A 16,975-nucleotide genomic window follows, 5' to 3' on the forward strand; every position below is an offset into this window, starting at 1 on the left:
CTGTCTATGTCTCCACGGGGTAGACCGACGGGGCCGTCCGGCTTCTGGCGTCCGGAACGGCGTGCTGCGATGCCGCTTAAACGATCTCGGCGATCATTTCGATCTCGACGCAGGCGCCCATGGGCAGCTGCGCCACGCCGAAGGCGGAACGAGCATGCTTGCCCGTATCGCCGAAGACTTCGCCGATCAGTTCGGAGGCGCCGTTGGTCACCAGGTGGTGTTCGGTGAATTCGCCGGTCGAGTTGACCAGGCTCATCAGTTTGACAATGCGCTTGACCCGGGTCAGGTCGCCGCCACAGGCCGCCTGCAGGGTGGCGATCAGATCGATCGCCACTGCGCGCGCGGCCAGCTTCGCATCTTCGGTGCCGATGTCGCGTCCCAGCTGCCCGACCCACACCTTGCCGTCCTTCTTGGCCAGGTGGCCGGAGAGGAACACGGTGTTGCCGGCTTGCGCATACATCACATAGGCCGCCGCCGGGGTTGCCACGGCGGGCAGTTCGATGTTCAGTGCTTTCAGCTTTTCGTAGACGGACATGCAGAACTCCTTGATTTGCAGTACGCCGTGCTTGCCGGATAGGCCGCACGGGCGTCGCAGGTTAAGAAAAAGTGAGAGGTCGATTATCTCAAATATCCGGGCTCATAGCCCGACAATTGCGGCTCGCAATACTGGTTCCCGGCCGGCAAGAAGGCGACCGGCCCGCGCTCAGCGCCGCACCGCCATGCGCCGGCCCACGGCCACCACCGCGATCACGGCCAGGGCGAACAGCATGTTGCTCGCCTCCAGCGGCTCGCCGGCGATCACCGCCGCGCCCAGCAGGCTCATGAAAGGTTGCAGCAATTGCACTTGTCCCACGCGGGCGATGCCGCCCAGCGCCAGCCCCTTGTACCAGAAGAAAAATCCGATGAACATCGAGAACAGCGAGACATAGGCGAACGCCACCCACGACGCCGGCGAAGCCGATACGCCGTACTCCCAGCCCAGCCACAGCGAGACCGGCAGCGTCACCGGCAGCGACACCACCAGCGCCCAGGCGATCACCTGCTGGCCTCCCATGGATTGCGACAGGCGCCCGCCTTCCGCATAGCCCATGGCGGCGGTCAGCACCGCCGCGAACAGCGCGAAATCGGCCAGGTGGAAACTGCCGCCACCCTCGCGCAGCGCGAAGCCGATCACGATGCCGGAACCGGCCAGCGCCGCCAGCCAGAAACCGGCCGAGGGACGCTCGCCGAAGCGCAGCGCGCCAAACAGCGCGGTCGCCAGCGGCAGCAGTCCGACCACCACGGCGCCGTGCGCGGCCGGCACGTAGCGCATGGCGATCGATGAGAACAGGGGAAAGCCCACCACCACGCCCAGCGCCGTGATGACGAGCCCGCGCAGCTGCTGCGCGGTCGGGCGCGGGGCGCGCATCCACGCCAGCAGCGCCAGCGAGCACAGGCCCGCGACCACCGCGCGCCCGAAGGCGACGAAGGCGGGATTGAGCTCGGCCACCGCGATGCGGGTAAACGGCAGCGTGAGGCTGAACACGGCCACGCCGATCAGCCCCAGCCACATGCCGCGCGTCTCGTTGCCGGCGGTGGCCGTCACGGCCGCCACGGCCGGCTGCGCGCCGCTGCCTGATTTGGGTTGCGCCTGCATATCGTTGCCGCTCCTCGGGAAATTTTTATCGATGGGATTGCGCTGCGCACGCTCAGAACCAGATCGCCAGCGCCGAATAGATCGTCAGCAGGATCATGGTGGCCGCGAAGGCGGTGCGCCACAGCGGCCGCTCCAGGTAGCGCCGCAGCACCGCCCCGGCGCCGGCCCAGACCGACACGCACGGCAGGTTGATCGCGCAGAAGACCAGGCAGTAGAGCAAAATCGCCAGCCACACAGGATGGTTATGCAGCATCGGCATGAAGGCCGAGGCGCCGGTCACCGCCATCACCCAGGCCTTGGGATTGGCGAACTGGAACACCGCCGCGGCCCAGAACGACATCGGTTGTCCGGCCTCGGAAGCCGCGCCGGACACGCGCATGCCGCGCAATTGCCAGGCCAGGTAAAGCAGGTAAGCCGAGCCCAGCGCTTTGAGCAACAGCACCAGTTCGGGCACCGCGATCACCAGCCCGCCTATACCGAATGCGCATAAGGCCAGCAGCACGCCGAAGCCGAAGGTGATGCCCAGCATGTGCGGCACCGAACGCTGGAAACCGAACCAGATGCCCGACGAGGTCAGCATGATGTTGTTGGGCCCCGGCGTGATCGACGAGACGAAGGCGAAGGAAATCAAGGGCAGGAAGGCTTCCATCTCAGCGCCCCTCCCCGCCGCTCAACAAGGCCGAGGCATCGCGGCGCACGCTGCCGCACAGCGCCGCGCCCAGTCCGCGCAGGCCGGCGCCGCACAGGCGCAGCCAGGCGCGCGCGGTCTGCAAGGCCACCGGCTCGATGCGCAGGGCCGACAAATGGTCGGCCTCGATCACCACCAGCGCGCCCGGCAACAGCACCATGCTGGCGCCGGGTTCCAGCCAGTAGTCTTCGGTGCGCCCTTCCTGGGTCACCCACACGCGGCCATGCTGCAGCCTCATCACGCAGACCTGCGGCACGCGGCCGGCGCGCACCTGGCGCCGTTGCATCGACAGTTGAATCGACAGTTGCAGCGGCAGATTGCCTGAGGCCGGGTTCATGCCGTCCTCCTCTGCTGCAGCGGCAGCACCTGCGCGGGCGCCTGCAGGGCGCCGGCGGCGACCGCCGAGTCGCGCATCAGCACGCGGGCGAAGACGTCGTGATCGACGTTGCCGCCCGACAGCGTCAGGCCGATCCTGCGTCCGCGCAATTGCGCGCGCATCTGCAGCGCTGCCGCCAGCGCGCAGGCGCCGGCGCCTTCGGCCACGTTGTGGGTGGCGATGAAGTACATCTTCATGGCGTCCATCACCTCGTCGTCGGTGACGGCGATCACCTCGTCCACCTCGGCGCGCAGCACCGCCAGCGATTGTTCGTCGGGCACGCGGCAGGCCACGCCGTCGGCGATCTGCGTCGACACCGGCGACTCGATCTTGCGACCCTCTTCAAACGACAGCTTGTAGGCCAGCGCATGCGCCGAGACCACGCCGATCACGCGGGTCTTCAGTCCCAGCGCGTTGCGCGCGGCCACCGCGCCGCACATGCCCGAACCCTGGCCGACCGGCACCAGCACCACGTCCAGCGCCGGCTGGGCCTTGAACAGTTCCATCCAGTAGGTGGACACGCCCGCCACCAGGTCGCGGTGGTAGGACGGGATCATGTGCAGGCGGCGCTCCTGCGACAGATGCAGGGCGTGCTCGCGGCTCTCCTGGAACTCGCTGCCGTGCTCGACCAGCGACACGCCCAGCGCGCGCATGGCGGCGTTCTTCTCGCGGCTGTTGCCTTCGGGGACCACGATCGTGGCCGGGATGCCGAAGCGCGCCGCGGCCAGGCCGACCGACTGCCCGTGGTTGCCGCGGGTGGCGGAAATCACGCCGGCCAAGCCAGGCTGCTCGCGCGCCAGCTTGTCCATGTAGACCATGCCGCCGCGCACCTTGAAGGCGCCGGTGGGCGCGTGGTTCTCGTGCTTGACCCAGACCTCGGCGTCGAGCGCCTGGTTCAGCAGCGGCCAGGACAGTTGCGGCGTGGGCGCCATGCCGCCATAGACCACCTTGGCGGCCTGCTCGATATCGGTGAGGCTGGGCAGCAGTTCGCGGGCGGTCTGGGTCATGGCGGGTCTCCTTGGTAAATGGCTTGCAATCTCGTCAAGCAAGGCAAAGGCGCTTCACGCCGGCCTTGCAATGGAAACCATCGTAGCCGACAATACCTGTACAGTACCGATACACTTAAGCCAATAATCCCAAACATTGTCACGGCAAAATGACCAATACAGTCAAACGTTCCCGCCCTGCCCTGCAAGCCGTCGGCGCCAGCGCCGCCGCCAACGCGACCAGCAACGATGCCGCGCTGGCGCCCGGCTGGCCCCTGCTCTCGCGCGAGAGCGGCGACTCGCTGGTGGAACAGATCGTGCGCGGCATCCGCTCGCGCATCGACGACAAGCTGCTGCGCACCGGCGCGCGCATGCCCTCGATCCGGCAGTTCGCCGATACGCACGCGGTGTCGCGCTTCACCGTGGTCGAGGCCTATGACAGGCTGGTGGCGCAAGGCTTCCTGGAGTCGCGGCGGGGGTCGGGGTTCTATGTGCGCGAGCGCTCGCCGATGGGCGTGGCGGCCTCCTACGTCAGCGATGCGCCGCTGCAGGAGGAGCCCGGCGATGCGCTGGACGTGGTCTGGCTGGTGCGCAACATGTTCCGCCAGATGCCGCCCAACAAGATGCCCGGCGGCGGCCTGCTGCCGCCGGACTGGCTGGACGGCGAACTGATCGCCAACGCGCTGCGCGCGGTCAGCCGCGACAATCCCTCCCTGCTCCTGGGCTACGGCACGCCGCAGGGCTTCCTGCCGCTGCGCCAGCAATTGCAGCTCAAGCTGGCCGAGCTGGAGATCGCCGCCGCCCCGGAGCAGATCGTGCTGACCACCGGCGTGACCCAGGGCCTGGACACCGTGGCGCGCCACTTCCTGCGCCCGGGCGACGTGATCTTCGTCGACGATCCGGCCTGGTTCTTGATGTTCGGCTCCTTCGCCGCGCTCGGCGCCAAGGTGGTCGGCATCCCGCGCCTGGCCGACGGCCCCGACATCGCGCGGCTGTCGGAACTGGCGGCCTTGCACAAGCCCAAGCTGTACGTGATCAACTCGGTGCTGCACAACCCGACCTCGACCTCGATGTCGGCGGCCAAGGCTTTCCAGGTGCTGCGCATCGCCGAGGAGCACGACTTCATCATCGTCGAGGACGACATCTACTGCGACATGCACCCCGGCTCGGCGGTGCAGCCGGCCACGCGCATCGCCGCGCTGGACCAGCTGCACCGGGTGATCTACCTGGGGGGATTTTCAAAGACGCTGTCGGCCAACCTGCGCGTGGGCTTCATCGCCACCTCGGCCGACCTGGCGCGCCACCTGGCCGACCGCAAGATGCTCTCCACCCTCACCACCGGCGAGATCGGCGAGCGCGTGGCCTACAAGGTGCTGTCCGAAGGCCACTACCGCAAGCACACCGAGCGCCTGCGCACGCGCCTCAACAGCACCCGCGACAAGATCGTGCGACAGCTGGAAAAGCTCGGCGCCGACGTCGGCGACCCGCCGCCCTGCGGCATGTTCCTGTGGGTGGATGCGCGCTGCGACACCAACGTGCTGACCGAGAAGGCGATGGAAGAAGGTTTCCTGCTGGCGCCGGGCAGCCTGTTCTCGCCCAGCCAGCTGCCGTCCACGCGCATGCGCATCAACGTAGCCAGCATGGCCGATCCGGGGATCTGGCGTTTTCTGGAAAAGGAACTGGGACGCTGACAGGCCGGCGCACCGCCGCCGCCAGGAGAACCCCGGCCGCGGCGGCAATCGCAGGCGACGCCCGCCCGGTGATCAGGCGGTCACCAGGTGGATACGCGCCACTTCCTGGTTGCTGGCGTTGTAGAACGCATAGTCGGTGGTACCCGGGAAGTACACGTAGTGGTCCGAACCGTTGGCCATGATCTGCAAGCTTTCGGTGGCGTTCATCTTGACCGTCAACAGGTGCGACGTCGCGCCGCTGGCGATACCCATCTTGATCACATCGTCGGCGGTGATCACGACGTTGGTGGCGCTGCCGGTGGTCACGTCCAGCGTGGTGATGCCGCTGACCTTGTTGGAGAAATTGCTCAGCGTGAGCGAGCTGCCCAGATCGTCGAAGTGCAGCGTCGTGGTGCCGGCCAGGCCGTTGATGGAAGCGATGTTGGAGCTGCCGGTGTCCTTGTTGACCATGTCGCTCTGCGCGCCGGCGGTGCTGTGCGAGCCGGCGCTGACGTTGATCAGGTTGGTGCCGCTGCCCACCGTCACGCTGTTGCTGCCGCCCTCCAGGACGTTGTAGACGTCGGTCTGGCCGGATACCGCGCCGCCGCCGTTGAGCGTGTTGGTGGTGGCGGTGCCCTTGGCGGTCAGGATGTTGCCGTTGCCGTCGCCGGTCAGCGTGCTGTTGACGTTGGCGCTGCCGGTCAGGTTGGCGATGCCGCTGTAGCTGTCGCCGCTGGCGTCGCCGCTGCTGCCGGAGTTGGTCGCCAGGCTGGCCACGATGGCGCTGCCGGTCGAGAACTCATAGCTCACCGTGTCACTGCCGCCGCCGCCCACGAACTTGTTGGCGGCCGAGTTGCCGACGAAGGTATCGTTGTAGGCGCTGCCGGTAGCGTTCTGGATATTGGCGTAGGTGTCGCCGGCGGCGTAGTTGCCGGAGCCGTTGTTGTGGAACAGGTCGACCGTGACGCCGCCGTTGGAACGCGCGTAGCTCACGGTATTGCCGGCGCTGACCATGGCGCCGCCGTCGAAGAAGTTGGCCTGGTTGCTGGCGAGGAAGGTGTCGTCGAAGTTGCTGCCGACCACGTTCTGGATGTTGACGTACTTGTCGCCGGCCGCATAGCCGCCGCTGGTGCCGCTGCCGTCGGTCGCGCTCAGGTCCACCGTGACGGCGGCATTGGAGTGCGAATAGTTCACCGTGTTGACGCCCAGGCCGCCATCGAAACTGTTGCCCTGGTCGTTGGCGTAGAAGGTGTCGTTGTTGTCGCTGCCCAGCAGGTTGTTGATGTTGATCAGCTTGTCGCCGGCGGCGTCGCCGCCAAAGGTGCCGGTGCCGTCAGTGTAGAACAGGTCGACGGTAACGCCGGAAGAAGATCCCGCGTAGCTGGCCCAGGTCGAGCCCCGGTTGGCAAGCACCCCGTTGAGGCTGTCGGCGCCGGCGCCGCCGGTCAGCACCGACTTGACGCCGACAGTCGCAAAGCCGGTCAGGATGTCGTTGTAGGCGCTGCCGACCACGTTCTCGATGTTGGCGTAGGTGTCGTTGTCGGCGAAATTGCCGCTGCCAAGGCCGGTGCTCAGGTTCACGGTCACGCCGTTTACGCCGTCGGCGCTGGTGGACAAGGAGTAGTTCACGGTGTCCGAACCGTTGCCGCCGTCGAGCTTGTTGGCGAAGCTGCTGGCATAGATGATGTCGTCGTTGCCGCTGCCGATGATGTTGTCGATGTTGACCAGCACGTCGCCCTGGGCGTCGTTGCCGCTGCCGGTACCGGCCTGCAGGTTGATCACCACCGAGCCCGAACCGGCATAGCTGGCATAGGTGTAGGCGCGGTTGGCCACGACGGCGGTGATCGTGTCCGCCCCGGCGCCGCCGGTCAGCGTGGACATGACGCCGACGTTGTTGACGCTGTCGTAGGCGGCGCCGGTCAGGACGTCGGCAAAACGGCTGCCGATCACGTTCTGGATATGGCTGTAAGTATCGCCCTGGGCGTAGTTGTTGACGCCTGCCGCGCCTGTAGACAGGTTCACCGTGACGCCGGTCGTCCCGTTGCTGCTGGTGGATTGCGCGTAGCTGACCGTGTTCGATCCACCCAGGCCTTCGAACTTGTTGGCGTCGGAGCTGGCGATGAAGGTGTCGTCCCAGTTGGTGCCGATCACATTCTCGATGCTGACGTAGGTGTCGTTGGTGGCGAAACCGAAACTGCCGGTCTTGCCGGCCAGATCCACCGTGACGCCGATGCCGTCACTGGCCTTGGCGTAGCTCACGGTATCGCTGCCGGCGCCGCCGTCGAACCTGTTGGCGGCGGCGCTGGCGATGAAGGTATCGTCGTAATCGCTGCCGGTGGCGTCCTGGATGTTGACGTAGGTGTCGCCGTTGGCGAAGCTGGTCTGCCCGACAACGGCATCGCTGCCGGTATTGGCGACCAGATCGACGATCACGCCGGCGCCCGAGTGCGAGTAGCTGACGCGGTTGTGCAGCGAGCCAGTGCCGCCGTCGAACTTGTTGGCCGCCGCACTGGCGAAGAAGGTGTCGTCGTACTGCGTTCCGGTCACGTTCTCGATGCCGTTGAACTTGTCGCCGGCGGCGAAACCGCCGCTGGTGTTGGTGCCGTCGGTGTAGAACAGGTCCACCGTCACGCCGTTGCCGTCATTGGCCGCCGAATAGTCCACCGTGTCGTTGCCCAGCCCACCGGTGAAACTGTTGGCCGCCGAGCTCGCGTAGAACTTGTCGTCGTAGTCGGTGCCGATGACGTTTTCGATGCTGATGTACGTATCGTTGGTGGCAAACCCGTTGCTGCCCTGGCCGGTGGCCAGGTTGACCGTCACGCCCTGGCCGTCGTTGGCCTTGGCGTAGCTCACCGTGTCCGAACCGGCGCCGCCGTCGAAGGTGTTCGCGTCGGCGCTGGCGATGAAGGTATCGTTGTTCGACGTACCGGTCACGTTCTCGATGCTGTCGTACTTGTCGCCGGCGGCGAAGCCGCCCGTGCCGACCTTGGCCACCAGGTCCACCGTCACGCCCTGGCCGTCGTTGGAGCGGGCGTAGCTGACCGTGTCCGAACCCGCGCCGCCATAGAAATTGTTGGCCGCCGCGCTGGCGTAGAAGGTGTCGTTGCCGCTGCCGCCGGTAACGTCCTGGATGTTGACGTAGGTGTCGTTGTTGGCCAGGCTGCCAGCACCACCGCTGCCCACGCCGTTGAACAGGTCCACCGTCTCGTTGACCGTCGAGTTGGCGTAGCTGACCATGTTGTGCGACGCCGCCGTGCTGGCGCCGCCGTCGAACCTGTTCTCCGCCGCGCTGGCGACGAAGATATCGTCGGCCGCGCTGCCGGTGACGTCCTGGATGTTGGTATAGGTGTCGCCGTTGGCGAAGCTCACCTGCCCCGTCACCGCGTCGCCGCCCACCTTGTTGAACAGGTCGACCATGACGCCGTTGGTGGAGTGCGAGTAGTTGACGCGGTTGTGCAGCGAGCCGGTGCCGCCGTCGAACTTGTTGGCCGCCGCACTGGCGAAGAAGGTGTCGTCGTACTGCGTTCCGGTCACGTTCTCGATGCCGTTGAACTTGTCGCCGGCAGCGAAACCGCCGCTGGTGTTGGTGCCGTCGGTGTAGAACAGGTCCACCGTTACGCCGTTGCCGTCATTGGCCGCCGAATAGTCCACCGTGTCGTTGCCCAGCCCACCGGTGAAACTGTTGGCCGCCGAGCTCGCGTAGAACTTGTCGTCGTAGTCGGTGCCGATGACGTTTTCGATGCTGATGTACGTGTCGTTGGTGGCAAACCCGTTGCTGCCCTGGCCGGTGGCAAGGTTGACCGTCACGCCCTGGCCGTCGTTGGCCTTGGCGTAGCTCACCGTGTCCGAACCGGCGCCGCCGTCGAAGGTGTTCACGTCGGCGCTGGCGATGAAGGTATCGTTGTTCGACGTACCGGTCACGTTCTCGATGCTGTCGTACTTGTCGCCGGCGGCGAAGCCGCCCGTGCCGACCTTGGCCACCAGGTCCACCGTCACGCCCTGGCCGTCGTTGGAGCGTGCGTAGCTGACTGTGTCCGAACCCGCGCCGCCATAGAAGTTGTTGGCCGCCGCGCTGGCGTAGAAGGTGTCGTTGCCGCTGCCGCCGGTAACGTCCTGGATGTTGACGTAGGTGTCGTTGTTGGCCAGGCTGCCAGCACCACCGCTGCCCACGCCGTTGAACAGGTCCACCGTCTCGTTGACCGTCGAGTTGGCGTAGCTGACCATGTTGTGCGACGCGGCCGTGCTGGCGCCGCCGTCGAACCTGTTCTCCGCCGCGCTGGCGACGAAGATGTCATCGGCCGCGCTGCCGGTGACGTCCTGGATGTTGGTATAGGTGTCGCCATTGGCGAAGCTCACCTGCCCCGTCACCGCGTCGCCGCCCACCTTGTTGAACAAGTCGACCATGACGCCGTTGGTGGAGTACGAATAGTCCACCCGGTTGTGCAGCGAGCCGGTGCCGCCGTCGAACTTGTTGGCCAGGGCATTGGCGAAGAAGGTATCGTCAAAGGCGCTGCCGGTGACGTCCTGGATGTTGATCAGCTTGTCGCCGGTCGCATAGCCGCCCGTGGTGCCGGTGCCGTCGGTGTGATTCAGGTCCACCGTCACGGCCTGGGTCGAATAGGCGTAGCTGACCCTGTTGTGCGAGCCGTTGACGCTCACGCCGCCGTCGAAGGTATTGCTGTCGCTGCTGGCGATGAAGGTGTCATCCAGGGACGAACCGATCGCATTCTCGATGCCGACGTAAACGTCGTCCTGGGCGAAGCCCCCGGTGCCCACGTTGTTGACCAGGTCGACCGTCACACCCTGCGTGGAATTGACGTAGCTGACCGTATCCGAACCTTGCAGGCCGGTGAACACGTTCTTGACCGATGTGGCCACGAAGGTGTCGTCATAGGCGGTGCCGATTGCGTTCTGGATGTTGGCATAAGTGTCGCCGGCGGCGAAACCGTTGCTGCCCACGCCGTTGAACAAGTCAACCGTCACGCCGACGCCGTCCCCCGCCTTGGCGTAGCTGACCGTATTGTTGCCGGCGCCGCCGTCGAACTTGTTGGCCGCCAGGCTGGCGATGAACAGGTCGTCGAAGTTGGAGCCGGTGACGTTCTGGATGTTGGTGTAGGTATCGTTGTTGGCGTAGCCGCCGGCGCCCACGCCCAGCACCAGGTCGACCGTCACCGCCGCATTCGATGCGGCATAGCTCACGCGGTTGGAACCGGCGCCGCCGTCGAAATTGTTCTCGGCCAGGCTGGCGACGAAGGTGTCGTCGCCGGCGCCGCCGGTCAGGTCCTGGATGTTGGTGAGCTTGTCGCCCGCCGCATAACCGCCGGAGGTGCCGGTGCCGTTGGTGTAGTTCAGGTCTACCGTCACGGCGTCGGTGGAGGCCGCGTAGCTGACGCGGTTGTGCAGCGAGCCGGTGCCGCCGTCGAAGCTGTTGGCATCGGCGCTGGCGACGAAGGTGTCGTCATAGACGCTGCCGATGATGTTCTGGATATTGGTGAACGAATCGCCGGCCGCGTAATAGCCGCCGGTGCCGGTGCCGATCGTGTTGGTGAGGTCAACGGTGACCCCGCCCACCGAATAGAAGTAGCTGACCGTATTGGAACCGCCGCCGCCGTTGAAGTTGTTGACGTCGGCGCTGGCGATGAACATGTCGTCGTAGTTGCTGCCGATCACGTTCTGGATATGCGCCAGCACGTCGCCCTGCGCATAGCCACCGCTGCCGCTGCCGTTGTAAAGGTCGACCGTCACCGCCGCATTGGAGAAGGCGTAGCTGACCGTGTCCGAGCCGCCCAGGCCGCCGTTGAAGTTGTTGGCGTCGATGCTGGCGATGAAGGTGTCGGAGTACGAGCTGCCGACGATGTTCTGGATATGCGTATAGGTGTTGTTCTGCGCGTAGCCGCCGCTGCCGGTCAGGGTGATCATGTTCACCGTGACCGCGCCGGTGGACGCGCCATAGTTCACCGTATCGGAGCCGCCGCTGCCGCCGTTGAAGTTCTTGCTGTCGACGCCGGCGATGAACACGTCGTCGAAGGCCGAGCCGATGACGTTCTGGATGTGGTTGTAGGTGTCGCCTTCGGCAAATCCGCCGGTGCCGCGGCCGGACACGAAGTTGACCGATACGCCGGCGGTGGAGCTGACATAGCTGACCGTATCGTTGCCGCCGCTGCCGCCGTCGAAGCTGTTGGCGTCGAGGCTGCCGACGAAGGTGTCGTCATAGGCGGTGCCGATGACGTTCTGGATGCGTACATAGGTGTCGCCCGCCGCCGCGCCGCCGCTGCCGGTGCCGCTCACCAGGTTGACGTTGACGCCCGCCGAGGAGTTGACGTAGGACACCGTGTTCGACCCGCCGCCGCCGTCGAAACGGTTGGCGTCGGTGCTGGCGATGAAGACGTCGTCATAGGCCGAACCGGTGGCGTTCTGGATGTGCGTGTAGGTGTCGCCCTGGGCGTAGCCGCCGCTGCCGGTGCCGGTCACCAGGTTGACGGTGACGGCCGAGGTGGAGGACTCGTAGGAGACCGTGTCCGAACCGCCGCTGCCGCCGTCGAGCCGGTTCACCGCAGCGTTGGCGACGAAGGTGTCGCTGTAGGCGCTGCCCTTGAGGTTCTGGATGTTGGTGAGGACGTCGCCCTGCGCGTCGCCACCGGTGCCCAGCCCGGTGACCAGGTTGACGGTCACGCCGGCGCCGGAGTTGGCGTAGCTGGCGGTATTGACGTTGGTGCCGGTGCTGTTGACGCCGCCGGTGATGATGTCGGCGCCGGCGCCGCCTTCGAAGAAGGTATTGCCAATGCCGCCGATCAGCGTGTCGTTGCCGGTGCCGCCGTACAGCAGGTCGTTGGCGTTGCTGCCGTAGATGGTGGTGCCGGCGTTGTTGCCCGCGTGCACCTCGTGCGGCGCGCCCTGCGCGGGCAGCACCAGCACCGCGTCGCCGGTGGCCGGATCCAGGTAGTTGAGGTCGCCGTAGGCGCTCGCGTCCTTGACCGCGACGTGGCGCGAGTCGGTCAGCGTGAGCTGGCCGTTGGAGGTCGCCACCACCGTGGTGAAGGTCAGGTCGAACGCCTGGTGCACCGGCGAAGAGGTGTCGGCCTCCACCGTGTGATATTGCAGCTGGAGATTGAAGTCCTTCTGCCCCGAGGCGACGGTGATCGAGTAGCGGCCGCCGCCCAGGTCGGTGCCGTTGACGATGGTCATATTGGACGGCACGCCCGAGACGATCACCGACAGCACGTTGCCGGTGCCGGTGATGTTGACGTTGAAGACCTTGGTGAAGTCACCGATGTTGTTGCCGGCCGCATAGATCGTGGTGACGTCGTTGCCGGCGTTGATCACCTGCGTGCTGAACTGCTGCGGCAGGGACGCGTCGGTGGACGAAGTCGGGATACCGGCGCTGCCGTACAGCGTGCTGCCGATCTGGGTGACGGTGGCGAGGTTGACCAGCTTGACCGCCTGGGTCGGCGCGGACGGATCGATCACCACGGTGGGCGGGATCACGCCCGGGCGTTCCGGCGGCGCCTGGATTTCCACCGGGCGCTGCGGCGCGTCGCTCTTGCTGGGAGAGCTTTGCGACGCCACCAGCGCGGCATTGGCGGCGGTGGTGGATGCGTCGGCGGTGGGCTGGGTCGGCACCGACAGGTTCTGGGTGCCGTTGGTGGTCAGCGAGCCGGCGTTGTCGGTAATGATCTTGGACAGCTGGCTGACGCCGTCGCTGCCCAGGCTGGCCGCGTTGCGCTCGACGTTGACATGCTGCGGGCTCTGCACCGAGGCGTCGGTGGCCACGCGATCGGGCGAGGCGATCGGGTCCGAATTGAGCACGCGCGACTGATCGTTCGGCGCCAGCGGGATCTTGCCCACGGTGTCGAGCAGGTTGCCGGTATTGGCGCTGCTGTCGGAGAACTTGACCTTGGACTTGTCGTCCATCGCTTCCATGGCGCCGCCGGCCAGCACCACCTTGGTGCCGTCGGCCATGTGCAGCACCATGTCCACGTCCACCACCTGCACGTGCTGGACGGCGCCGCGCGGCGCGTTGAGCTGGAAGCTGCCGGCCTGGTCGGGCATCACCACCCGTACCGGGCCGGTGATTTTTTCCGCGGAGTTCGCTTGTGATGAGCTTGCGGTTGCCATGTTTCCTCGCTGTCGAAGATCAGTTCGAAGTTATCGTTTCATCAAACCCGCGTCGCCCCCGGCGACGCGGATGCTGCAGCCTTACTGCAAAATCTGGGCCCGTGGGCCGTCGGCCACGATACGGCCGCCGTCGATGACGACGATGCGGTCCATATGGCGCAACAGCGCCGGGCTGTGGGTGGCCACCACCAGCGTGCGCCCGTTGGCGAAAGCCACCATGCGCTCGATGATGCGGGCCTCGGTCTGCTGGTCGATGCCGGTGGTCGGCTCGTCCAGCAGCAGGATGCGCGGCACCGACGCCACCACGCGCGCCAGCGCCACCATCTGGCGCTGCCCGCCGGAGAGGTTGCCGGGCGCCTTGAGCGCCTGGTCCAGCCGCAGCTCGCCGCGCGCGATCAGGTCGTCCAGCGCCGACACGCCCAGTGCGGCCTCGTACACCTGTCCCGGCACGCGCTCGCCGATGAAGATGTTGGCCGCCACCGTGCCGTCGAAGATGAAGGGCTCCTGCGGCTTGAAGCCGATGTTGCGCATGCGCGCCTCGGCCGCATAGGCAGTGACGGCCACGCCGTCCACCAGCACGTGGCCCTCTTCCGGCTTGTGCAGGCCGGCCAGCGCGCGCAGCAGGGTCGACTTGCCGGAGCCGGAACGGCCGACGATGCCGACCTTCTCGCCGGGCTGGATAGTCAGCGAGACGTGCTTCAAGGTCGGGGTTTCCTTCTTGTCCAGGTGCAGCATCAGGTTGCCGACCTGGATCAGGCCGCGCATTTCCTGGCGCACCACGTCGGCGCCGCCGGTCTGCTCTTCCTCGCCGAACAGCTGGTCGAACTCGGCGCGCGCGCGGCGGAACATCTCGATGCGGCCCAGGAACGCCGCCAGCGAGGACAGCACCGTGGTGGCGCGGCTGATCAGCAGCGAACCCGCGATCAGGGCGCCGACGGTGAGCGCGTTGTCTTCCACCAGGTAGACGCCGACCACCAGCGTGGCCACCGAGATGGCGGTATAGCCGACCGAGGACACCGCGTAGCCGGCGTTCATCCAGAAGCGGCTCTTGGCCATGGCCACGGCGTTGGAGGCGGCGTCGGCAAGGAAGGAGCGCATCAGGCGCTCCTGCAGCAGCGTGGTCTTGAGCGTCTCCATGCCGAACACGATGCTGGCCAGCTTGTCGATCTTGCCGGTGCCGGCCTTCATGGCGGCGTTGGCGTAGTCGTTGCCGGGCACCTTGAACAGCAGCTGGGCGCCCACCAGCAGCGCCCCACCCACCAGCAGCACCCAGACCAGGTGGCCGCCGACAAAGCCCAGCACCACCAGATAGAGCAGCAGGAACGGCAGGTCCACCAGCAGCAGCATGTAGTTCGACGAGAGCAGGTCGCGCGCGGACGACAGGTCGCGATAACGCGCCAGCACCACACCCACCGGCGCGTTGACCTTGGCGCTGAGCAGCCGGCGCGCGGAGACTTCGTCGAACTCCACGTCCAGCTTGCCGGCCAGCTGCTCGGTGTAGTACACGCGGATCAGGCGCAGCACCAGCTCCAGCGCGATGAACAGCAGCATGCCCAGGGTCAGCGCCCACAAGGTCTCGGGAATGTGGTTGCCGATCACCTTGTCGTAGACCAGCCGCGAATACAGCGGCATGAGCAGGCCCAGCAGGTTGACCAGGATGCCGGCCACGATGATTTCGACGAAGCGCGCGCCGTAGGCCCGCAGGAGCGACAGGTAAGTCGGGTCCTGGCGCAGGCCATGCAAGGGCTGCGGCTGGTCGATATGTACCTGTTCGCTTTCGTTCATCTGCCGTTGCTCCGTACTCGCCCCGCGTCAGGCAGGCATCAGGATTGCGCGCCGCGGTTGGCGGACATTTCGCGGATGGCCTCGCGCAGCTCCAGGCGCAGGTCCTTGACCATGGTCTGGCGGCCGTTGCGCATTTCTTCGATCACGGTCTGCCAGTTGATGTTCTGGCGCATCAGCGCCTCGGTGATGGAGGTCAGCGATTGCGGGATGGCGCCCAGGTTCTTCACGCGGTCGTTCTGGGTCGCCATGTGCTTGGCCAGGTCGATCTGCAGCTGGCGCGCCGACAGCGCGTCGCGCGCCATGTTGCTGGAGTTCTCGCCCATGGTGTTGCCAAGTTCGTTCAGGCGCGCCGCCACGGTGGACTGGATTTCGCCCTGGTACTGGATGGCGCCCATCTCGTCGGCCAGGCGGATCGAGATCTGGTTCAGCAGCGTCGGCAGCTGCGCGATGTTCTGCGCACTCTTCTCGTGCATGTTGGAAATTTCGGTCTGCTGCGCCTGCAGCGAGGTCAGCGACGACGACAGCGCCACCTGGCCGGCCTGGATGTTGGAGACGATCTGCGGCAGCACCTCGAAGGTGCGGTTGGCGATGTCGCCGTTGACCGAGAGGCGCTCTTCCAGCGACGACAGGCTGTCGGACAGGTCGCGCGCCGAGGTGATCTTGGTGTTGATGATCTGGCCGACGTTGCGGATTTCTTCCAGGGTCTGCTGCGCGGTCTCATGCATGCGCGGGCCGAAGGCCACCAGCTGGCGCAGGTTGCGCGACTCTTCCATGCTGTCATTGAACAGCTGGACGATGTTGTTGAGGCGCTCGTTCAGGCCTTCGAGCTTGATGCCGGCCTGCAGCGAGGCTTCCGAGCTGTTGCGCGCGGCCATGATGGATTCGCGCTGCAGCACCATCAAGTCCTGCAGGAACTCGGCCAGGAAGGTTTCCGACACGCCCTGGCGTTGCGTGGCCGCAGGGCCGGACATGTCGTGGATCACGTGCTGCACCATGTCGCTGATGCACTCGCGGGCGCGCGCCACCAGCTTCTTGCCGGCGCCGCGCAGCGGGGTCAGCGTCAGGCCCAGGCACAGCGAGCCGATCAGGCCGAACATCGAGGCCGAGAACGCGGTGCCCATCGATGCCAGCGGTTTTTGCAAGTCGGCCACCAGGCGCATGAAGGAGGCGTCCATGTCGCCGCCGCCGGCCGCCTTGCCGAAGCCGTCGATCAGGGCGGCGGTGCCGACCAGGGTTTCCAGCAGGCCGATGAAGGTGCCCAGGAGACCCAGCGCGATCATGAAACCGGTCAGGAACTGCGGGAACTCGGTCTTGGCTTCCAGGTGCGCCTTCAGGTCGTGCAGCGAGCCTTCGATGGTCTCCTGCTCGATACGCGAAGTCAGGCGGCCCTTGGTGCTGGCCACGCTGACCAGCACCTGGCCGATCTCGGTGCCGGCGAACTCGGGCGCCTTGACCAGGTCCTGCATCGATTCGCCGGCCTTGGTGCGCTCATAGAACTGCATCAGCTTGTCATGCTCCCAGTTCACGCGCCAGATGTTGTAGCCGATCAGGGCGATGCCGAACACCGCCACCGAGATGATGAACAGGTTCAGGAACGGGTTGATGTGAATTGCGTGCAGGACGAAGTCCCGGAACAGGATCGCTCCCACCAGCAGCAACAGCGTCGGGATGGCAGCGAGTGCATAGAATTGGCGTAGGTTTTTCATACTGGCGAAGTTC

9 protein-coding genes are annotated in these 16,975 nt (G+C 66.1%); 1 reads left to right on the plus strand and 8 read right to left on the minus strand.

What is annotated here, in order from left to right; translation table 11 throughout:
• Window positions 1-76: 76 nt before the first annotated feature.
• The 5 genes from CEJ42_RS03635 to CEJ42_RS03655 form a co-directional block, all read right to left on the minus strand.
• Window positions 77-535, minus strand: coding sequence for a RidA family protein (locus CEJ42_RS03635; protein ID WP_088750040.1), 459 nt, complete (start codon window positions 533-535; stop codon window positions 77-79).
• Window positions 536-703: 168 nt separating this feature from the next.
• Window positions 704-1,552, minus strand: coding sequence for a DMT family transporter (locus CEJ42_RS03640; protein ID WP_243397786.1), 849 nt, complete (start codon window positions 1,550-1,552; stop codon window positions 704-706).
• 136 nt (window positions 1,553-1,688) lie between these two features.
• On the minus strand, window positions 1,689-2,285 hold the full coding sequence (locus CEJ42_RS03645) for a LysE family translocator (RefSeq protein WP_088750041.1): 597 nt from the start codon (window positions 2,283-2,285) through the stop codon (window positions 1,689-1,691).
• 1 nt (window position 2,286) lies between these two features.
• Entirely contained in the window at window positions 2,287-2,661 is a 375-nt protein-coding gene (locus CEJ42_RS03650) for a DUF2917 domain-containing protein (protein WP_088750042.1), read from the minus strand.
• The gene (locus tag CEJ42_RS03655; RefSeq protein ID WP_088750043.1) at window positions 2,658-3,707 is read right to left on the minus strand and encodes a threonine dehydratase; all 1,050 of its coding nucleotides are present in this window, start codon (window positions 3,705-3,707) and stop codon (window positions 2,658-2,660) included. Before CEJ42_RS03655 ends, CEJ42_RS03650 begins: the two co-directional genes overlap by 4 nt.
• A 149-nt stretch (window positions 3,708-3,856) precedes the next feature.
• On the opposite strand from CEJ42_RS03655, the gene CEJ42_RS03660 reads away from it, so the two are divergent.
• Complete coding sequence (locus CEJ42_RS03660; protein WP_079215478.1) at window positions 3,857-5,377, plus strand: aminotransferase-like domain-containing protein; 1,521 nt, start codon at window positions 3,857-3,859, stop codon at window positions 5,375-5,377.
• A gap of 72 nt (window positions 5,378-5,449) precedes the next feature.
• On the opposite strand, the gene CEJ42_RS03665 is transcribed toward CEJ42_RS03660, so the two are convergent.
• From CEJ42_RS03665 to CEJ42_RS03675, 3 genes are all read right to left on the minus strand, one after another.
• Window positions 5,450-13,471 (minus strand): beta strand repeat-containing protein, encoded by an 8,022-nt coding sequence (locus CEJ42_RS03665; RefSeq protein ID WP_243397766.1) that lies wholly within the window; start codon window positions 13,469-13,471, stop codon window positions 5,450-5,452.
• An 81-nt stretch (window positions 13,472-13,552) separates the two neighbouring features.
• On the minus strand, window positions 13,553-15,256 hold the full coding sequence (locus CEJ42_RS03670; protein WP_088750045.1) for a peptidase domain-containing ABC transporter: 1,704 nt from the start codon (window positions 15,254-15,256) through the stop codon (window positions 13,553-13,555).
• Between the two features lie 38 nt (window positions 15,257-15,294).
• Window positions 15,295-16,962 (minus strand): biopolymer transporter ExbB, encoded by a 1,668-nt coding sequence (locus CEJ42_RS03675; RefSeq protein ID WP_088750046.1) that lies wholly within the window; start codon window positions 16,960-16,962, stop codon window positions 15,295-15,297.
• Window positions 16,963-16,975: the final 13 nt, after the last annotated feature.

The organism is Herbaspirillum robiniae (assembly GCF_002213415.1).
In the GTDB taxonomy this organism is placed as follows: Bacteria; Pseudomonadota; Gammaproteobacteria; order Burkholderiales; family Burkholderiaceae_D; genus Herbaspirillum; species Herbaspirillum robiniae.